This is a genomic window from Clostridium sp. AF12-41, from assembly GCF_003461685.1.
GTDB classification, from domain to species: domain Bacteria; phylum Bacillota; class Clostridia; order Lachnospirales; family Lachnospiraceae; genus Otoolea; species Otoolea fessa.
In genome coordinates this window covers 407,228-428,496 of record NZ_QTXO01000001.1, presented here as the reverse complement: position 1 = coordinate 428,496, position 21,269 = coordinate 407,228, and the positions used below count along the sequence as shown (strand labels likewise).

Annotated in this window: 17 protein-coding genes; all 17 read right to left on the bottom strand. The window is 51.0% G+C overall.

Features of this window, described 5'->3' with window-relative positions; all coding sequences use genetic code 11:
* Nucleotides 1-6: 6 nt before the first annotated feature.
* The 17 genes from mutS to alaS all read right to left on the bottom strand — a co-directional run bounded on the left by mutS (nt 7) and on the right by alaS (nt 21,189).
* Nucleotides 7-2,649, bottom strand: a complete 2,643-nt coding sequence (gene mutS / locus DWV73_RS01810; protein ID WP_117795342.1) for a DNA mismatch repair protein MutS — start codon at nt 2,647-2,649, stop codon at nt 7-9.
* Nucleotides 2,650-2,751: 102 nt separating this feature from the next.
* Nucleotides 2,752-4,029 carry a L,D-transpeptidase family protein gene (locus DWV73_RS01805; protein ID WP_106999843.1) on the bottom strand — a complete coding sequence of 426 codons (1,278 nt, stop codon included), beginning with the start codon at nt 4,027-4,029 and terminating at the stop codon, nt 2,752-2,754.
* 13 nt (nt 4,030-4,042) lie between these two features.
* Nucleotides 4,043-5,410: a tRNA (N6-isopentenyl adenosine(37)-C2)-methylthiotransferase MiaB gene (miaB, locus tag DWV73_RS01800; RefSeq protein ID WP_333549854.1), complete on the bottom strand. Its 1,368-nt coding sequence runs from the start codon at nt 5,408-5,410 to the stop codon at nt 4,043-4,045.
* Nucleotides 5,411-5,822: 412 nt separating this feature from the next.
* Entirely contained in the window at nt 5,823-6,401 is a 579-nt protein-coding gene (locus tag DWV73_RS01795; protein WP_117795338.1) for a 5-formyltetrahydrofolate cyclo-ligase, read from the bottom strand.
* Between the two features lie 16 nt (nt 6,402-6,417).
* On the bottom strand, nt 6,418-6,645 hold the full coding sequence (locus DWV73_RS01790; protein ID WP_022359502.1) for a DUF896 domain-containing protein: 228 nt from the start codon (nt 6,643-6,645) through the stop codon (nt 6,418-6,420).
* A gap of 90 nt (nt 6,646-6,735) precedes the next feature.
* Nucleotides 6,736-8,376, bottom strand: coding sequence for an FAD-dependent protein (locus DWV73_RS01785; protein WP_117795336.1), 1,641 nt, complete (start codon nt 8,374-8,376; stop codon nt 6,736-6,738).
* Nucleotides 8,373-9,617, bottom strand: a complete 1,245-nt coding sequence (locus DWV73_RS01780) for an NAD(P)/FAD-dependent oxidoreductase (protein WP_117795334.1) — start codon at nt 9,615-9,617, stop codon at nt 8,373-8,375. Before DWV73_RS01780 ends, DWV73_RS01785 begins: the two co-directional genes overlap by 4 nt.
* 84 nt (nt 9,618-9,701) lie before the next feature.
* Entirely contained in the window at nt 9,702-10,079 is a 378-nt protein-coding gene (locus tag DWV73_RS01775; RefSeq protein WP_117795332.1) for a hypothetical protein, read from the bottom strand.
* A 75-nt stretch (nt 10,080-10,154) separates the two neighbouring features.
* Entirely contained in the window at nt 10,155-11,933 is a 1,779-nt protein-coding gene (locus DWV73_RS01770) for a polysaccharide biosynthesis protein (protein ID WP_117795330.1), read from the bottom strand.
* Nucleotides 11,934-11,946: 13 nt separating this feature from the next.
* Nucleotides 11,947-13,071 carry a DUF3048 domain-containing protein gene (locus tag DWV73_RS01765; RefSeq protein WP_117795328.1) on the bottom strand — a complete coding sequence of 375 codons (1,125 nt, stop codon included), beginning with the start codon at nt 13,069-13,071 and terminating at the stop codon, nt 11,947-11,949.
* A gap of 82 nt (nt 13,072-13,153) precedes the next feature.
* A complete protein-coding gene (ybeY, locus tag DWV73_RS01760) occupies nt 13,154-13,651 on the bottom strand; it encodes an rRNA maturation RNase YbeY (protein ID WP_022359625.1) in 498 nt (165 codons plus the stop codon).
* On the bottom strand, nt 13,648-14,682 hold the full coding sequence (locus tag DWV73_RS01755) for a PhoH family protein (protein ID WP_242995695.1): 1,035 nt from the start codon (nt 14,680-14,682) through the stop codon (nt 13,648-13,650). The genes ybeY and DWV73_RS01755 overlap by 4 nt, the downstream gene beginning before the upstream one ends.
* Complete coding sequence (locus DWV73_RS01750) at nt 14,657-15,946, bottom strand: sporulation protein YqfD (RefSeq protein WP_181986191.1); 1,290 nt, start codon at nt 15,944-15,946, stop codon at nt 14,657-14,659. The genes DWV73_RS01755 and DWV73_RS01750 overlap by 26 nt, the downstream gene beginning before the upstream one ends.
* Before the next feature lie 9 nt (nt 15,947-15,955).
* The gene (locus tag DWV73_RS01745; protein ID WP_106999834.1) at nt 15,956-16,228 is read right to left on the bottom strand and encodes a YabP/YqfC family sporulation protein; all 273 of its coding nucleotides are present in this window, start codon (nt 16,226-16,228) and stop codon (nt 15,956-15,958) included.
* Nucleotides 16,229-16,293: 65 nt separating this feature from the next.
* On the bottom strand, nt 16,294-18,168 hold the full coding sequence (locus DWV73_RS01740; RefSeq protein WP_117795324.1) for a DUF6020 family protein: 1,875 nt from the start codon (nt 18,166-18,168) through the stop codon (nt 16,294-16,296).
* Between the two features lie 97 nt (nt 18,169-18,265).
* A complete protein-coding gene (rpsU, locus tag DWV73_RS01735; protein WP_003504099.1) occupies nt 18,266-18,442 on the bottom strand; it encodes a 30S ribosomal protein S21 in 177 nt (58 codons plus the stop codon).
* A gap of 137 nt (nt 18,443-18,579) precedes the next feature.
* Complete coding sequence (alaS, locus tag DWV73_RS01730) at nt 18,580-21,189, bottom strand: alanine--tRNA ligase (RefSeq protein WP_242995723.1); 2,610 nt, start codon at nt 21,187-21,189, stop codon at nt 18,580-18,582.
* Nucleotides 21,190-21,269: the final 80 nt, after the last annotated feature.

Genomic DNA, 21,269 nt, shown 5'->3' with positions numbered 1-21,269 from the left:
TCTTTTTTACTGGTGCATCCACCGATTTTTCAGCTTCGCTTGCAGCTTATCTAATGTATTGAGCGCATCCAGCGGAGACATCCGGTTTACTTCCAGTTCCATGATCTCCTTGATGATATCGTCCTCATTGACCGTGTCAAAGATCGACATCTGCTGCAGATCTACCTCGTCCGGTTTTGCCACCTTTTTGCGCGTCTGGGTTCCCGGACCATTTTCTGCAATCTCCTTCGCACGCGCTGTAATGTCGGCATCGCTCAATTCTTCCACCAGTTCTTTTGCCCGATCGATGACCGGAGCCGGAACGCCTGCAAGCTTCGCCACCTGGATGCCGTAGCTCTTATCGGCGCCACCCTTCACGATTTTACGCAGGAAGACGATATCGTCGCCCTGTTCCTTGACCGCAATACAGTAGTTGTTGACGCCGCTTAAGGTTCCTTCCAGATCTGTCAGTTCATGGTAATGTGTTGCAAACAGCGTCTTAGCACCCAGAATCTTCGTATTACTAATATACTCCACAACCGCCCAGGCGATCGAAAGGCCATCGAAGGTACTCGTACCGCGCCCGATCTCATCGAGAATCAGAAGGCTGTTTTTCGTCGCATTCCGCAGGATATTCGCAACCTCGGTCATCTCCACCATGAAGGTACTCTGACCGGATGCCAGATCGTCCGAAGCGCCCACACGGGTAAAAATACGGTCGCAGAGACCAATATCCGCCTCATCCGCCGGGACGAAGCTTCCGATCTGCGCCATCAGCGTGATCAGCGCCGTCTGACGCATATAAGTTGACTTACCAGCCATGTTCGGACCGGTAATGATCGAAATCCGGTTCTTTCCGTTGTCTAAATATGTGTCATTGGCGACAAACATCTCGCCGCCCATCATGCGCTCTACGACCGGATGACGTCCGTTTTTGATGCGGATGATGCCCTTTTCGTTGATATGAGGTTTCACGTAATTGTAACGCGTCGCCACCACCGACAGAGACGCCAGCACATCCGTCATCGCGATCGCACGGGCGGTACTCTGAATCCGGTTTACCTCGCCCGCGATCTGGTCGCGCACCTGGCAGAACAGATCATATTCCAGAGAAACCAGCTTGTCCTCGGCGCCGAGAATGATATCTTCCAGCTCTTTCAGCCGGTCGGTCGTATAGCGCTCTGCGTTTGTCAGGGTCTGTTTACGGATGAAATAATCCGGCACCAGATCCTTAAAGGAATTAGTCACCTCAAAATAGTAGCCAAATACCTTATTGAACTTGACTTTCAGGTTTTTGATGCCTGTCTTTTCACGCTCGCTCTGCTCTAACTGTGCCAGCCAGTCTTTTCCTTCTGTCTTTGCATGACGCAGACGGTCTGCCTCCTCATGGTAGCCTTCCTTGATGATGCCGCCCTCGCGCACCGTGATCGGCGGCTCTTCCACGATCGCCTTATCAATCAATTCCTTCAAATCTGCCAGCGGATCCAGAGCGGCTTCCAGGTTTTTAAGCAGCTCGCCTGAAAACTCCTTCAAAATCTGTTTGATATACGGAAGCATCGCCAGTGAATTGCCAAACGCGATGAGATCGCGCGGATTTGCCGTCCGGTAACTGATGCGTCCGATCAGACGTTCGAGATCATAGATCGGATTCAGATATTCGCACAGCTCCTCACGGCTGATATAGTTCATGTTCAGCTCTTCGATCGCATTCTGGCGGCGCAGGATCTCCTCCCGGCTGATGAGCGGCTGCTCCACAAGTGTCCGCAGCATACGGGCGCCCATCGCCGTTTTCGTCTTATCAAGCACCCAGAGAAGTGTGCCTCGCTTCTGCTTTTCCCGGAGCGTCTCAGTAAGCTCCAGGTTCCGGCGCGTGGACGTATCCAGCATCATAAACTGTCCGGTCGTATAGACAGTCAGGCGCGTCAGGTGTTCCAGTGTATTTTTTTGCGTCTCATACAGATACTGCAGGACAGCGCCCGCCGCGATCGCGCCCGTCTCATAGTCTGCCAGTCCCAATGCTTCCAGGTGCTCTACATGAAAATGTTCCCGCAGGATTCTCCGGCAGGAATCATCAGAAAAGAACCGATTTTCAAGTGCTGAGATCACGGCATTTAACCGTACTTTCAAGTCCTCTAAATCGATTCCTGACATGTAAAAAGCCTCGTTGCAGATAAGCTCCGACGGCGAAAATTTATAAATTTCATCTAACAGACTGCGCTCGTTGCGAACCTCCGTCACAAGATAGTCGCCCGTGCTGACATCAACCGTCGAAACGCCGAATACACCGTCTATGTATACAATTCCCATCAGGTAATTGTTTTTTGATTCCTCCAGAACCTGTGAATTTGTCAGGGTTCCCGGCGTCACCACCCGGATTACCTCCCGCTTCACAAGTCCCTTTGCCTGTTTCGGATCCTCCATCTGCTCCGCGATGGCGACCTTATAGCCCTTCTGGACGAGACGGCTCAAATAACCCTCTACGGCATGATAAGGAACGCCGCACATAGGCGCGCGCTCCTCCAGTCCGCAGTCTTTTCCAGTCAGGGTAAGTTCCAGTTCTTTCGAAACAGTCTGGGCATCCTCAAAAAACATCTCATAGAAATCGCCAAGACGATAAAACAGAATACAGTCCGGATACTGTTTTTTCGTCTCCAGATAATGAGTCATCATTGGTGAAAGTGCCACAATTTACCTCTCTTCATCGCGATCTGCCCGTTTTCCGGCACTTCACTCATCTGAATGCCAGACCAGACAGACCGCTGTCGTTTTATTTTAGTTGAATTTCGGATCCGTCGGATCCCAGGTCTGCTGATCGGAGATCGGTACCAGCTCCGGCTTATCAAATGGAGATGCTACATTGGCATCCTCGTATACCTGTACAGTCGTTCCCAGATGGCAGTTATCATATACCCACTTGGAGTTTCTACAGTTCAGGCGTACACAGCCTAAAGAACGGGAAACACCCAGACCATTATAGCCGACGGTCAGAAGGTTATTCTCATTCGGGGTTGCGTATGTAATCGAATGGAACAAAAATCCCTGTGTGATACGGGTTGCATACTGGGTGTAAGTATCATTTACCATCAGTCTCCAGCGATATTTCTCCGGTGTCTTGAAAGTTCCAATCGGCGTATCATCACCGACGGAGGTCAGCATCGCTTTCACCGGAATAATATATCCGTTATTGCCGTCTTTTGCATAAACCGTCAGGCAGTTCAGTGTCTTATTTACCTTCAGGAGATAATCGGACTGCTTGCCAATCAGGCTGTCTACATCCTGAACCAGACGACCGCAGGAGTCAAAGTAGAACTTGTAACCATCGATATACTGCCAACCGGTCTTTGCGTAGCCATTTTCAAAATAATAACGTACAAAGTCATCGGAAAGCCAGCCGTTATATACGCTTCCGTCCTCATTGAACATAACCGTTGCATTTTCTGCTACGCTCAGTCTGCTGGAAGCAGCTGATTTGTAGCGCGGTGCTGCACTCTGCGGACCTGCGCTTCCCTTCGGAACTAATACGACTTCAATAGAAAGGATCTTCTCGCCGATATCCACGGTACCAGCCACTTCGCCGTTCTTCGCATATCCCATCTTGCCCTGACCACTGGATGTAACGCTATAGTAAACATCGTACATCTTCTCAGCCTGACCGGAAAGCTGAATCTGGATCGCCTCTACCCAGCTTCCGGAACCAACCACACCGGTCTGGATGCCGTCATGGTACCACCACAGATAACCGCCTGTGTTGGTATATGCACGGTAGGACACGCCGCCGATCCCCTCAAAGTTTTTCAAATCCATCGCAAATGCAGAAATATCGCCTTCCGCATTATACAGATAATTGACGCCGACATGAAGTGCCGTGTTCTCATCCTGCTGCCCGGTTCCCTGGTTGAACTGCTCTGCCGATGTTGACGAACCGGTGTTTGGCATACCGACTGTACCGTTTGCAATGTCATCTGCCGGTCCTGCATATGCGACGGAAGCACTTCCTGCCAGCATGAAGGCTGACAGCAGAACCGTCAATCCTTTATAATGCTTTTTCATAAATTTATCCTCCTTAATCTACCAGGGATCCCATATAGTAAAATCCCTTGGATTCCTTCAGATATACTTTAACAATTTTACCAATCAGCTCTTTTCCACCTGGGAAATGAACGATTGTGTTATTGGACATACGTCCGGTTACCAGTCCCTCCACGTGACTGTCCGGTTCCTCCACCAGAACCTCCTGCACCGTATGGACATCTCGTCCACAGACCTGTGCGGAAATCGCCTGTACCTCTGCGAGCAGACGGTCGAAACGTTCTTTGACAACTTCTTCTGGAACCTGATTTTCCATCGCTGCCGCCGGAGTTCCGGTGCGCTTCGAATAAATAAAGGTAAATGCACTGTCGTAGCGGACTTTCCGCACAACCTCCAGTGTCTCCTCGAAATCTTCCTCCGTCTCTCCCGGAAATCCAACGATGATATCCGTCGTCAGGGAAATATCCGGTACCGCCTTGCGGATGCGCTCTGTCAGTTCCAGATACTGCTCCTTCGTGTAATGGCGGTTCATCTTCTTTAGGATCTCGCTGCTGCCCGACTGAAGCGGCAGATGCAGATGGCGGCAGATCTTCTTGGAAGATGCCATCACTTCGATCAGCTCATCCGACAGATCCTTCGGATGGGAGGTCATGAAACGGATCCGTTTAAGCCCCTCAATCCGCTCTACCCGGCGCAGAAGTTCTGCAAAGGTAATTGGAGATTCCAGGTTCTTTCCGTAGGAATTGACATTCTGCCCTAACAGCATGATCTCCACGACGCCGTTCTTAACCAGCTCTTCAATCTCACGGATGATGTCCTCCGGCGCACGGCTGCGCTCGCGTCCGCGCACATACGGGACGATGCAATAGCTGCAGAAATTGTTGCAGCCAAACATGATATTAACGCCAGACTTAAATGTATATTTGCGCTCCGACGGCAGATCCTCAACGATCTTATCAGTTCCTTTCCAGATATCGATGACCATCTTCCCCGTCTCAAAGCGCTGTTCCAGCAGCTCTGCCAGTTTATATACATTGTGTGTGCCGAAAATCAAGTCCACAAAGCGGTAGCTCTTCTTTAATTTCTCTACAACCTCCGGCTCCTGCATCATGCAGCCGCAGAGTGCGATCATCATGTGCGGATTCTTTTTCTTGAGACTGTGAAGATACCCTAAACGTCCATACACGCGCAGGTTCGCATTTTCACGGACTGTACATGTATTGTAGAGGACAAAATCCGATTCCTCACTGGTTCCTTCCACAAATCCTGCTTCCAGCAGAATGCCGAGAAGCTTTTCTGAATCGTGTGCATTCATCTGACATCCAAACGTCGAGATAAAGCAGGTCAGCGGACGCCCCAGTTTCTCCGAAATCTCCTGTACCTTCTGGCGGCAGAGTGCCATATAATACTGCTGGCGATCCGGTTCCTGCTGCGGTATACCGCCCACCGGAATCTGACATTTGTCAGACACAAACACGCCTGCTGCGGATTCGGACGAATCGTTTGTATGTAAATCCATAAATTGTATTGCTCCTTACTATTCTTTCATTATCCTAATAATCCTAATATTTCATACATTAGATAATATTACTATATGGCGCTCATTTTCGCAAGTCCCATTCCTGCCAGAATCCTTTCCAGTTTCTTACAAAATATTCCGGTTCATGTATCTGGAAGCAAAAACAGAGTTTACCACACGGCTGCTCTGTTCCTGTATGCCTTTTCGGCTTTGAAAAAGAATGTGCCTTGGCAAATTCTCGCGCCGAGCGTGGTCGCTTGCGATATGTTTCTGCTTCGCGCGAGTGCGCCAGACATTACAAAACTTTAATTGTCTGCTCCGGTGTCACAATATATGCCATTTTTTTATCGTGCTTTTCGGTTTCAAATGCCGGAAACAACTGGAATCCATAGCAGAGTCCCACCGCCATATGGTCCGGTTCTGCCGCAAAAAAGCGGTCATAATACCCCGCCCCATAACCGATGCGGTTTCCGTCCTTGGAAAACCCCACGCCAGGCGTGATCACCAGCGCTTTCGGCGCATCTGCCTCCTGACATCCGTCCGCCGGTTCCGGGATGCCATATGCCCCCGCCACAAGCTGGCTCCGATCTGTGACATAGAAAAAACGCATCTCACGCCCAAACACCCGCGGCAGCGCTACCCGGCAGCCGCGCTTTAACAGCTCGTCAATCAAATATTCTGTACTTGCCTCACCGCGCACACTCGTATAGGCATACACTGCCGTCCCGGCTGATGGAAAGAGGGGGTGGAGACGTTCTAACAACGCCTCATCCCATCGTTGTTTTTCTTCTGGCAGCAGAGTCCGGCGTTTTTGAAGGACATATGCGCGAATCTCCTGTTTTGATATCTGCGATCCAGATGAATGAATAACCATCTCTTCTACCCTTCAATTAATTCTTCGTATCCGTAACGCCGCCGTATTTCTTACCCAGATCCGTAATAGAACCGTCTTTCTCTTTAATCAGTATCGAATTTAACTGTCCTCGCATATTTCCACGGATTGACTCAATGTACTCCTTCCGAAGCGCTGCCTGCTCTTTTTTCTCTTCTTCGGTCAATCCAACTGCCTGGCTCTTATGATATAACGTATTAATACGGTCAATTCTTTCCTGTTTCATCTATCATTTCTCCTCTTATAATGCTTGTTTCTTCGCAGCTACAGGCAGACATCCTTACTATAAAGCCTAAAGCCACTGAACCATTCTCTCTCACAATTTAATTTTTGGGATAGCATACTTCGCGATAATTGCCTCTGCCGTCTTCATCCCATCCATCGCCGCCGAGGTAATGCCGCCCGCATATCCAGCGCCTTCGCCGCATGGGTAGATGCCCGCGATCGTGCTGCTCTCCATCGTCGCGTGGTCACGCGGAATCCGCAGCGGCGAGGAGGTCCGGCTCTCTACTCCGGCAAAAACCGCATCCTCACGGTCAAAGCCATGAATCACATGTCCAAAATGTTCCATTCCCTCTAACATCGCTGCCGAAAGCGCTTCCGGCAGCACCTCCCGCAGATTTCCAAATGCAAACTGCCCTTCAAACTGTGGTGTCACTGCTCCAAATCCCGTTGAAATCCGGTTTTCCCGGAAATCTCCATAAAGCTGTACCGGGATTTTTCCGCCGCCGCAGCGATATGCCGTTTCCTCCAGCTGACGCTGGAACGTCACGCCGCCAAGTGTGCCCGGCTGTGGAAAATCCTCCGGTGTAACGGTCACAATCAGGGCGCTGTTTGCGTTTGCACCGGCACGATCATGGTTGCTCATGCCGTTGATTGCCAGCCGTCCCGGCTCTGAGGATGCATCCACAACAAAGCCGCCCGGACACATACAGAAAGAATACACGCCCCTGCCTCCGGAGGTCTGTGCCGTCAGCTTATAGCTGGCAGCCCCCAGATTCCCGGCTTCTTCCCGTCCGTACTGGCTTAAGTTGATCTGCGTCTGTGGGTGCTGGATCCGCAGTCCCACCGCAAATGCCTTTGCCTGCATGTCGAGCGGTTTCTCTGCCAGCATCGCAAACGTATCGCGGGCGCTATGCCCGATCGCCAGCACCAGTGCCGATGCCGGAATCTCCTCCACCGTCCGTACTGCCTCCGACGTGCCTTTACGGGCACTGACGCGGATGGAACACAAATGACCATTCTGTGTCTCAAAGTCCTCCAGACGGCAGCCAAACCGTACCTCACCGCCCAGACTCTCTATCTCACTTCGAATATTCTTTACCACCGTCCGCAGAACATCCGTTCCAACGTGCGGCTTGTTCACATAGGTAATCGTCGGATCCGCGCCCGCCTGCGCCAAGATTTTCAGCACTTCCTTATTCCGCCCAGACGGATCCTTGACCAGCGTATTCAGCTTTCCATCTGAAAACGTACCGGCACCGCCCTCGCCGAACTGCACATTGCACTCCGGATCCAGCGTTCCATCTGTCCAATAACGTGCAACTGCCTTTGCACGGCTGTCCGCATCCAGCCCCCGTTCCAGAATAAGCGGACGATATCCGGCACGCGCCAACATCAGACCACAAAACATACCTGCCGGACCAAAGCCCACGATTACCGGTCGTTCCCGAAGCGGCTCTATTCCCGGATCGGGCAGGCGGTACGCCTCTTCCTTTCGGATCTGCACATTTACACTGCGCGCACGTTTGACAATCGCCGCCTCTTTCCCTGCCACTGCAACATCTAATGCATATAAATAGTACAGATCTGGCTTTTTGCGCGCATCCAGAGACTGGCGCACCAGCTCCACCGACTGTATCTGATCTGCCGATACTCCCATCATTTTGGCAGTTTTCTTGCGAAGATCTGCCTCACTGTGGCTGACCGGCAGTTTTACCTGATTTACTCGTATCATTTATCTGACTCCCTTCCAGCACATTTTCCAGCTGCTGCGCCGCTGCTCCACGCCCACTGGAGATTATAACCGCCGCAGATGCCATCGACATCCAGAATCTCCCCGGCAAAATATAACCCTTTTACCTTCTTCGATTCCATCGTCTGTGCGTCAACCTCCCGCACATCGACGCCGCCGCAGCAAATCTGTGCCTGTTCAAAGGAATTTGTACCGTTCACGCTGACCTCAAACCGGCAGAGCAGATCCCCCAGCGTCTGAATCTGTGCCTCTGTCAGGCTGCCAACCGTCCGATCTGGCCGGATTCCTGCCTGTTTTAAAAACAGAGCTGCCAGTTTTTTATGTATCCAGCCGGAAAAAAAGTCCTCCACCTGCCGTTCTTTCAGGCGCTCACTCCGCTCTTTTAATATCCGGTGTGTCTCCGTTTCCGGGCATTCCGGATAAAAATTGAGTACCGCCCGTACATCCCGTCCCTCATCGAGCGCGCGCGCCGCAAAGCGGCTGACCTGGAAAACCGGAATCCCCGAAATACCATAATCCGTAAGCTGCACCTCGCCCTTGTCCTCCGCCAGCTTTCTGCCATCACTGTAGAGTATCACAGAGGCATCCGCGCGTACTCCAGCGAGCTGTTTAAAGAACTTTTCCGGGCAACGAAGCTGAACCAGTGCCGGAAGCGGCTTGATGATATGGTGTCCCAGCCGTTTCGCCAGTTTGTATCCGCTTCCATCCGAACCTGTACCCGGTGCCGCCTTGCTGCCGCACGCCAGAATCAGCGTCTCGCCCGAAAAGTTCCCCTGGGACGTCTTCACTTCAAACCGGTGTTTCGCATCTTCGCGCGGCGTGATCGAGAAAACTTCACATTCCGTCACCACCTGAACCGACTCCCGCGCAAGTCCCAGACGGAGTGCATCTAAAACAGCGCTTGCCTGCCCGGAATATGGATACAGATATCCGTCCCGTTCCCGCGTCAAAACGCCGAGATCCTCAAAATATTCCAGTGTCATCGGAAGCGTAAACGTCCCAAGCGCCTTCCATGGAAAATCCGGCTGACCACTGCGGTAGCAGAACGGCTCCTGCAAACGGTTTGAAAGGTTACAGCGTCCATTGCCGGTAGACAGGATCTTCTTGCCGACCCGGTCTTTATGTTCCAGCAGAACCACCTGAGCGCCCTCCCTGGCAGCAAAAATGGCAGCCGTCATTCCGGCTGCTCCCGCTCCCACTATGATTACTTTATTCTGACTCATCCCTATTTCCCTTCCTGACCGTTTGCTTCGTACCGTCCATACGCGGACTTTATTCTTTGTTTTTTGACTGTATTATAATCACATCTAACTGCTGAAAGACTCCAGATAGTGAAACACATCCGTCATTGTGTCGAACCAGACTCCTTCCAGCAGTTTTTCCTGTTCTTCCACGGAAAATTCTGAGAGCGGCATATGGGTCTGGAAACAGACTTCGCCGCTTGCTCCGTCAAAGATAAGCAGCATCCCATCCTCCGCCGTCAGACAATAGCCGGATTGTTTCTCCGCCACTTCCGGTTCCGGGTTCAGAACCGCATTATTCTCCGGCATCCGCTCTGACTCATACACGCGCCCCGGTACCGGTTCCGCCCGCCTTGGACGATACCACCAGAGCCCTGCCGCCAGAAGCAGAAGCATTGCAAAACAAAAAAGCGCCGCAAACAGTATTCCCTGATATTTTCTCATAATAAGGATACCTCCTGTTGTGTATCCTTATTATTCACTTTTTTCTAAATTTTAATCATAACTAAATTTCTAACCCTACATCAGATGCAGCTTCCGGCAGATGCGTGTGAGTTTCCGTCCCATCGGCATCGAATACATCTCATCTTCCTCGATACAGTGCAGCTTGATAAGAAGCACGCCATATACCGCGACCGCCACAAGCACCGCCAGCAGCGTTCCCAGCACATTGCTGTGGATCACCAGCGTAACCCCACGGTACACGCCATATGCCGCCGCGCCCATAAATGCTGCGCTGATCGCCGGCAGCAGGAAGGTCTTGACCATCTCCTGGCGGTAACCGAGTGTATTGCGGATCGCGATCGCATTTAAAATGCACATAAAGAGCGCAAATAAAATACTTGCAAATACCATACTGTAGATACCCATATTGAAGATCATCAGCATAATATACAGCGCAATCACGTGTAATGCCAACGAAATCAGGGCGTTCCGCACCGGAACATTCATCCGGTTAAGTCCCTGTAAGATTGCATTGGTAACCGTTGAAAGCGACAGGAAGATAACGGCTGAAGCGCCAATCATCATCATACGGATCGCTTCCGCATTGTTTCCGCCCCGGAATAACAGGTTATTGACCGGTGCTGAAAGTACCGTCAGCCCCACCGCCGACGGAATCGCAATCAGCATAGCAAACCGGATCGCAAGGGCTGTCTTCTCAATCGCCGCCTTTCGATCCTTACGCGCTATTGCACCGGACAGCGAAGGAATCAGCGACGAGGACAGTGAGTTCGCCATCGCAAGCGGGACGTGTACCAGCAGCATATATTTGTTGTTGTAGATACCCCAGAGGGCTAAAAACTCTTTGCCGCGTCCCAGCGACTCCATGCCGTGCGCCATGATACCGTTGTCAATAACCGAGTTAATATTGTAAACACCCGAGCTTACGATAACCGGAATAACGGTAAAGAAGAAGATTCTCGAAATCTGACGGTAGGAATCCACACTACCGCTCCGATCCTTGGCAATCCGCCGTTTTGCCGTCGGACGGTAGAGTAAAAACAATACCAGCACAAATAACAGGGCTGCAAACGCACCGCTTCCTGTACCGATCGTACCGCCAGCCGCACCAAATGCCTGTGCATATCCATCTTTCCCATATACTTTCGCCGTATCCAGTCCCACCTTGAAAAGGACGCTGGCTGCCACCACACTGATAATCGCGTTGACCACCTGCTCCAGGATCTGGGAGATCGCCGTCGGAATCATCGTTCCATGTCCCTGGAAATAACCGCGCAAGACGCCCAGATACGCCATGATCCAGATTGTTGGCGCAAGTGTGCGGAGTGCATACACGCAGAACGGCGTGTTAAACAAGGTCGTCGCAAAAAAGCCTGCAAAATTCCAGGTAATAAAGCATGCCAGACCACCTACGACCGTCGCATAGACAAGCGCCGCCCGCAGAACACGGTTCATATTGCGGTACTGCCCTTTCGCAAGGCGGGCCGCTACCATCTTCGACACCGCCAGAGGCAGACTGTACGATGAAAGGATCAGCATGATATTATATACGTTGAATGCCGTCGAATAATATCCCATGCCCTCATCGCCGATGATATTCGTCATCGGGACGCGGTACAGAATACCGATCAGACGCACAATGATACCGGCAACTGCCAGGATCGTACCCTGAATGACAAAATTTTCTTTCCTCACCGGAACCGCTTCCGGCTTCCGGCTGCTTCCTGACCGGTTACGGCTTCTGCCCGCACTTTCCCGGCTGCCTCCAGCTGCTTCTTCTCTACGTCCTGCCGTGCGCTGCCGGCTGATTATCTCTCTTTCTGTCTCTTCCCGCATTCCGGGTTTTCTTCTACTCCGTCTGTTCTCCATAGAATTCCGCCTTATCCATACGGTCATTCGGAAGGATGCAGACCCAGGTCTTGCCCGGATTCAGCTTGATTTCCTGACCGTCCATATCGTAATACTTTGTGACGCCGTAAGCGCCGTCTTTTTCCCAACGAATCAGAATGCCGTGTCCATTTGTAAAATAATACCCCATCGCCGGTGTATAGACATCAATATTCAGATATTCCGTCGGTTTATAATATTTCCACAAACAGTATTGGAAAATAATATTTTTAACCGCTATCTGTCCGGCATCTCCCATATGCGGACCGCCATACTGATACCGGTAGTACAGCCCGTCCTCCGGGTGATACTCAAACCAGGGATTGCTTAACTGATAACCTGGCACTACTTTGGCCGCTGCGATACCATCCTCAAAGCACACCGGCGCACTCTCCGGCGCAAAAGTATAATGCCCCTCATAGCTCTCCGGGTACGCATCCGCATAACCGCTCGCCTCGATCGCCTGGCGCAGCTTTGGTCCCGATGCATAGGCATTGTGCGGGGTCTTCCGATCCTTGGTCCGGAAATACGCAGATGCCCCATTGCCTTTGATTCCATCTAAATGTTCCATCTGCTCCAGATACGGAAGTGCAAACGTATTCTGCCCATAATGTGCATAGACCGCCTCAAATTCCCTTGCAAAAAAAGTATAGTATGGGCGGCAGCTCCGGACGGAACCGATCCGGTCCAGATCGTCATAGTCCTCTATCAGTGCCATATAGCGGTTCATGCTGCCTTCCACCGGTGCCTCATAGACCACTCCGGCATGGTTGATGCCATACTGCGGAAGCGCCGCCTTGTCATTGCTCATCATGATTGCGAGCGGACGGCGGTTCGCCTTTGCGACATCCGTCCATTCCCCGGTCAGATAACTCTGTATCTTCCCGTCTTTTTCGTAACGTCCCTCCGGCTCTGCTTCCGGCTGCGTTTCGGCCTCCGTCTCTGTATTTAAGGACAGCTCACGTGTCTCCTCCTGTGTCTCTGCTGCCGTTACCGATATTTCTTTGTGAGCCGAACAGCCTGACAGCCAGCAGACTGCCATCAGAGTCAGTGCCAGTGCCCTTATTTTCCAACTGCTTTTTTTCATTCCGTACTTCCCCCATCACATCCCCATATGCCTCATTTCCCAGATGGGCTCTCCCCTTTCCCTCCGGTTCTTTTCCCTGCTTTTAGCGCGTATACCCTTTGCCAGCCAGGATTTCCTCCTGTTTTTTCTCCATCACAAGGCGTTCGTCATCTTCCATATGATCGTAACCGCACAGGTGCAGCATACTGTGTGCCACCAGGAACGCCAGCTCGCGCTCCTTAGAATGACCGTATTTCTCCGCCTGCTCGTCTACCTTATCGATCGAGATCACGATATCGCCCAGAAGAAGTTCGCCCGTCTCCGGGTTAAAATAGTCCTCTGACTGCTCTTCCAACCGTTCAAAATCGGACGGCACATCGTAATCCCCCATCGGAAAAGAGAGGACGTCGGTTGCTCGGTCGATTCCTCGGAATTCCTTATTAATACGATGAATCTCCTCATCATTTGTCAGGACTACATTGACCTCCGCCTCATACGGGCATTTTTCATAATCGAGCGCCGCAACCACGATCTCCTCGATGATCGGACGGTAATCTATCTCCCACTCCCGCTCTGCTTCATATTCGATCTGGATTGTCATCTGTTCTTTCTTCCTCCATCTTTCCGGTCACGCGTCCCGGAACTATTTCTCCGGAAACCGCGGGACGCATCCGCATCTTTTTTCTCATACGCATCGTATGCCTCTACGATCTTCTGTACCAGCGGATGGCGGACTACGTCGCTGCTGGTCAGATAGCAGAAACCAATATCGTCAATTTTCTTGAGTACATGAATCGCCGTATCCAGTCCGGACGTAGCTCCGGCAGGCAGATCCTTTTGCGACTGGTCGCCCGTCACGATTACCTTGGAACCAAAGCCGATACGTGTCAGGAACATCTTCATCTGTGCCGGGGTCGTATTCTGCGCCTCATCGAGAATGATGAACGCATTATCCAGGGTACGACCACGCATGTACGCAAGCGGCGCCACCTCAATCAAGCCCTTCTCAGAATTGTGCAGGTAACTTTCTGCCCCCATAATCTGATACAGCGCATCGTAAAGCGGACGCAGGTACGGATCGATCTTGCTCTGCAGATCGCCCGGCAGAAAACCCAGTTTTTCCCCCGCCTCGATCGCCGGACGCGTCAGGATGATCCGGCTTACCTCGCCACTCTTAAATGCCTGTATCGCCATCGACATCGCCAGATACGTTTTTCCGGTACCCGCCGGACCGATGCCAAATACAATCATCTTCTTGCGGATCAGGTCCACGTACTGTTTCTGTCCCATCGTCTTCGGTTTGACCGGCTTACCCGTGATCGTCCGGCAGATGATATCCTTATCGATCTCGAGAATCTGATCGTCCTTCTCCGTGAAGGACAGCGACAGGGCGTAATCAACATTCTGCTCGGTAACGGTATTGCCGCGCTTGGAAAGCTCTAACAGATTGTTGAACACACTCTTCGCCTGCCGGATCGTCTGCTCCGGACCGATGATTTTCAGCGCGCCGTCGCGTGTGATCATCGTCACGTGCAGCGTCCGCTCAATCTTTTTCAGATACGCGTCAAACTGTCCGCATACATTCCGCTCATGTTCCATCGGAATATCAATCATTGTCTCTATTATGCTCATTCCTTTGCTGTTCTCCTTGTGTCACAACTTGAATCGGCTCCTCCGTCTGAAGCCGTACCTCAAAATGGCAGACTCCGCCATTTATTAGTATTCTACCATCACTTGCCATAATATGTACACCTTTTTCGATCAATTTTTCTTCCGTCTCCTTTTGAAATGCCGCTGACAGCGCCGCAAGCTCTGGTTCTGTATACCTTTTTTCGCAGACAGACGTCTCCCGGTACTCACTCCACCCGACAGAAAGCGGCAGATAAAAATCAAGCGGGAGCCGCAATTTCCGGTACTCCGTCCGGATCGTCCAGGCAGGTTTCATCCGCCTGCTTCGTCTGAAAAATCCCCACCGCTCCGCCATATCGAATGTATGTTCTATCATATCATAAAATTCTGGAATTTTCCAGTAAAATGTGTGTGTTCCTGCTTCCAAAGCAATTCCGTATCGTTTCTTTCCCGTTTCCGTCCGCATTTCCCTCCAGAGCGGAAGCTCCTTTCTCCCGACCCGCTCCCGGATCCCATATATATCCGCATCCGCCCGCACCCGGTAAGAGGAAATTTCTTCGCCTCCATCATCTGTGATCGGCACCGTTCCCGACACCAGAAGCTGCCCCTTTTCCACCGTATCTCCCGCCTGCACAAGCGGGATTCCGCTCCGGACGACTACCGACGTGATCCGCGCGTCTGATGCCGCCGCCAGATCGCACGCCTCGCCGGACTCCACTTCCTGACGGACCGGAACCTCGCTCTCCCGCAGGCGGATGAAAAGGCGCGTCCCATGCAGGCGCACCGACACCCAGGTGATATCTTCAAATGACTCCCGCAGTTCTTCCTCCAGCCTCGCACAGGAAATCCGCTTCTTGGGAATTCCCTCTTCAATCTGCAGCGTCTGGAGGTAATGATTCAGCTCACTTTCGGTATAACGCCGGTTTCCACTCCAGTCGATCTCCCAGACAAATTGTGCCAGAAACAATAATAACAGAAAAAAAAGGACGAAGCTGACCGCCCACCCTTTCCGTTTCCGGTTCCGCCAGAGAAACACCGGCAGTCCACGCTTTTCAACGATATGCAGACGGACTCCCGCTTTTCTTGCCAGTGGCGCACACCGCTTAAAATCGCGGATTTCCATATAAAACAGCAGATTTTCCTGCTCTTTTTTTACCTGCCAGACATTTAAACCTGCCAGTGTACAAAGATTCAGGAATCTCTCCGGGGAGGTGCCGCGCATGTTAAGCCGCACTATCCCATGTAGAAGGTGCCTTACCTTCGCCATACTCATTCCTCACAGCACCCCAAATTCGACAGACACAATCTGCCCCGTGACCCGCAGATTGTCGCGGTCATAATACTCAATCGAAAGCCCTTTCCCCTTGATAGTAAGCCGGATGTTCTTTCCCGTCAGCCGCAGCATTTCGTCGGAAAAAAAGAGAATGCTCCTGTAATTTTCTACCACAGCCGCCCGACTGCCGGTAAAATACAGAAGCATCTCTCCGAGAACGACGTCCTCCGGCAGATGAAGTGCCGAAACGATCGCTTTTTTCTGTCTGCCAAACAAGCGCCTACCGCCTATTTCATTGTTATTATCTAATATATGTAGGAAAGCAGAAACTATGCCGTTTACTATTTTCCCGTCAACCCCACTATCATTTCCAGCATCCGCGGCACACAGTAAATCAACGGCAATGCATACCGCAGGGAAACCACCGGTCCCAGCAGAAGTGTTCCCCAGCAGCCGAGCAGAAGCATCAGCGGAATGATCTCATACGCCCGGTGCTTCCAGACTGCAAATCCTGCCGCAAACAGCATCAGCCAGAACGGAAATGCCTGATTGAGAAGCACCGACAGCACCGGAACCGACTGGAATGCGGGTGTCAGTGTCGCCTCCCTCAACCAGTCCGAAAGCGCCTGAAAATGGCTGTTACGCGTGATATGCAGGATATTTAAATTACCTTCCAGGTATGCCCCATCGTATAAAATATAGCTGATCCAGTACTGGCTGTCTCCCATATACCAGTACCCCCAGTTCCCCATCAGAAATGAATCCAGATAAATACCCGGATGGCGCTTCCCGATTTCCGCCCAGGTACGAACGAAGCGTCCTATATCTGCCTGCATCACTTCTGTATGGAATCCATTTTTCACTGGATCCGCATTGACACGGACATACTCACTGAGCGCCTGCGGGTCAATCAGCGTCTCGATATATTCCTTTTCCTCCGGCGTCAATTTCTCCGGAACTTCATGATACATGCGCGCCAGCTGCTGCATCGGCACGCACAGCATCTCCCTCGCATCGCCCTTTCCCACGCCGAACGCCGTTGGAATCGGACCGGATAAAACATACCATAAAGCTGCCACCAGCAGAGATGCCATAATAAACCTGTTTTTGCAATACACTTTTTTTCGTAGAAACAGGCAGGCTGCCAAGACAAAAAACAGGAAGACATAGATTCCCTGATTCCGGAACAGGCACATAAAAAGCACACTCACAAAAAAGAGTAGCCAATCCCCCGTCTTTCCCACTTTTTTCTGAGAACCTGTTTCGTTCAGATTTTTCTCTTTATCCAGCTCTCTTTCTTTATCCAAATCTTCTTTCTTCTGGCACATTCCCCGCCAAAAATGCTCCGGATCCTCAACTAGACAACACGCTGTATCAAATGACAGCAAGAAAAATGCGCCAAAGAGCACATCTTTCGTCGTGACAAAGGAAAAGACCGTCAGATACGGATTCAGAATCCAGAACATCCACGAAGCAACGCAGAGCCATCGCGGTGCCCGCCGCGCTTTCATCCGGCACAGACACAGGGAAAAGACCGCACTCATAAAAAACGACTGCGACAGCGCATACAGCGCCATCCCCGCCTGATAGGTATGGAACAGACGCCCCGCAATCTTCATGCAGAGTCCCAGATATAGCGTGTGAATTAATGGATGGTGGGTTGTCAGCGGCAGTTTTCCATAAAACTGAAGAAGCTGCGCGGACGCATCGTAAGAATAAATGCCCGGATAAACTGCCAGAAAAACTGGAAGATAGACGCACCAGGAGAGAAACATCCATTTCAGCCATGTCCCCAAATCCAAATTTTTCGCTGCGCGCTGTTTCGATTCCCTTCCCTGGCTTTCCACATCGCGGCTGCTTCCCTGGTCTTCGCAGTCTTTCCCCCTCCGTGCTTGCGTCCGTTTCTGGTAACTGTTCACAGGCAGGAATTTTCCGAACTGAAAATCCCGTATCTTAGGCCAGCCACGCCCCAAAGCATCCAGTCCCACACAAATCGCCCAGACCATCACCGTCATACACACCACCCAGCCCGCCAACTGTCCCAAAAACTGACCCGCCGTCCGGTAAATCAGCTCATTGCGGCTGTAACGGATTCCCAGAAGAATCATCAGCCCCATCAAAACACCCAGCACAAGGCTGACTGCTGCCAGGCGCCGATCCGCAATATATTGTTTCAATCCCTTTCCCCGTCTCTCATTTTCCTGCTTCTCTCTCATGCCCCTCACTCCATCATCCGCCACATCGCATTTCTTCTCTTTCTCCTATTGCACAAAAAAGTCCTGGTTCATATGAAAACCAGGACTTTTGCGTTACTTAATTGTATTTGCGTTTTCTAGCAGCTTCGGATTTCTTTTTACGACGAACGCTCGGTTTCTCGTAATGCTCTCTTTTCCGAATCTCCTGCTGGATACCAGCCTTAGCACAGTTTCTTTTGAATCTGCGTAAAGCGCTGTCCAGACTCTCGTTATCTTTAACGATTACATTTGACATAGCTCACACCTAACCTCCCTCCAGTTGTGTAATAAGTGCATATTAATACAACTGTATGGGTATTTTTTTAGCACTAAAAAGATTATATCATAAAAAAATGATACGTCAACAACATTTTACATTTTTTTATGATTTTTTTATTTTACTTGCTCTGCTACTACTTCTGCCGCTTTTTCAAGGGCTGCTGCAATACCAGACGGATTCTTTCCGCCAGCCTGTGCCATGTTCGGACGGCCACCGCCGCCGCCGCCGACAAGACCTGCGATTGCTTTGATTAAGTTTCCAGCATGTGCACCCTTCTTCATCGCACCGTCAGTTACAGAAGCCATCAGGCTTACCTTGCCATCCAGAGTAGATGCAATCAGGACAACGCCGTCGCCCAGCTTCTCTTTCAGCTGATCGCCCAGATTACGCAGACCGTTCATGTCTACATCCTTAACCTCAACTGCCAGCAGCTTCACGCCGTTTACATCCTGTACCTGGTTCATAACATCGCCCAGAGAGTCGTTCGCCAGCTTACTTTTTAACTTCTCGTTCTCTGCGTGCAGAGTCTTGATCTCCTCTAACATGGACTCAATCTTGCTGCTCAGTGCAGCCGGAGTGGTCTTTGCCAGTTTCGCCGCCTCATGCAGCTCATTCTCTACCTCTTTGTAGTGGTTCATCAAACCGGTGGAGGTCAGCGCCTCGATACGGCGGACGCCTGCTGCAATACCAGCCTCAGAGAGAATCTTGAAGGATGCAATTGTGCCTGTGTTGGATACGTGCGTACCGCCGCAAAGCTCGGTGGAGAAATCCCCCATCTTGACAACACGGACTTTCTCGCCGTACTTCTCGCCAAACAGTGCCATCGCGCCCGTCTTCTTTGCCTCATCCAAGGACATAACATCGGTTACAACCGGCAGGGATGCTACAATCTCATCATTTACAATCTTTTCAACCTTCTCTATCTCCTCTGGAGTCATCGCAGAGAAATGAGTAAAGTCGAAACGCAGACGGTCACGGGTTACCAGGGAACCAGCCTGCTCTACATGGCTACCAAGTACGGTACGCAGCGCTTTATGAAGCAGATGGGTTGCGGAATGGTTGCGGGAAGTCAGTTCACGGTTTTCCTTGTCAACCGACATGGTTACTTTTTCTCCCACCTCGAACATACCCTTTACTACAACACCGACATGACCGATCTTGCCACCCTGTAAATGAATGGTATCTTTTACTTCAAACACAGAGCCGTCCGGAGCGGTAATCTGACCGAAGTCACCCTCCTGGCCACCCATGGTTCCGTAGAACGGGGTTTCCTTGGTAATAATTGTACCAGTCTGACCGTCAGTCAGTGCCTCTACAATCTCATCCTCGGTCGTCAGAACGGAAATCTCGGATTCCGCTGTCAGACAATCATAACCGATAAACTCAGTTGTAATAGCCGGATCGATGGACTGGTATACCGTAACATCCGCGCCCATATAGTTAGTCGTCTTTCTTGCCGCTCTCGCCTGTTCTTTCTGGCGTTTCATCGCTGCGTTGAAGCCGTCCTCATCGATACCGAGGCTCTTCTCCTCGAGAATCTCACGGGTTAAATCGATCGGGAATCCATACGTATCGTAGAGCTTGAATGCGTTGTCGCCGGACAGCACTTTCTCGCCCTTCTTGTTCATATCTTCTTCCATATCAGCAAGGATCGCAAGGCCCTGATCAATGGTCCTGTTGAACTTATCCTCTTCCTCCGAAAGAACCTTGAAAATCATCGCGCTCTTCTCTTCCAGTTCCGGATAACCATCCTTGGAAAGGTCGATAACGGTGCGGGACAGAGCTGCTAAGAACTCACCCTCGATGCCAAGTTTTTTGCCATGGCGTGCTGCACGGCGCAGAAGGCGGCGCAGAACATATCCGCGTCCCTCGTTGGATGGCATAATGCCATCGGAAATCATGAAGGTGCAGGACTTGATATGATCCGCTACAATACGCAGAGAAATATCGGTCTCATGATCTTTCTGATATTCGGTATGTGCCAGCTCGCAGACACGGTCTAACAGAGCTTTGTTGGTATCAACCGTAAACAAGGAATCTACATCCTGTACGATCACTGCCAGACGCTCCAGACCCATTCCGGTATCAATGTTCTTGTGCTCCAGCTCGGTGTAGTTGCCGTGACCGTCGTTGTTAAACTGGGAGAATACATTGTTCCATACCTCCATGTAACGGTCACACTCGCAGCCTACAGTACATCCCGGTTTGCCGCAGCCGTATTTCTCACCGCGGTCATAGTAAATCTCAGAACACGGACCGCACGGACCAGCGCCATGCTCCCAGAAGTTATCCTCTCTGCCAAAGCGGAAAATACGCTCTGCCGGAATACCCATCTCTTTGTTCCAGATATTAAATGCCTCGTCATCGCTCTCGAACACAGACGGATAGAGGCGATCCGGATCAAGTCCGACAACCTCGGTTAAAAATTCCCAGGACCAGTGAATCGCTTCCTCTTTGAAATAATCACCGAAGGAGAAGTTGCCAAGCATCTCAAAAAAGGTACCATGACGGGCAGTCTTACCGATATTCTCGATATCGCCGGTACGAATACATTTCTGACAGGTACATACTCTTGTTCTCGGCGGAATCTCCTGACCCGTAAAATATGGCTTTAACGGAGCCATACCAGAGTTGATAAGCAGAAGGCTGTTATCATTATGCGGAACCAGAGAGAAACTCTTCATTGCCAGATGTCCCTTGCTCTCAAAAAAGTCTAAGAACATCTTTCTAAGTTCGTTCACACCGTATTTTTTCACGTTGCTTCCTCCTATAGTTACTTCTATTTAAGTAAAATTTTCCTCAT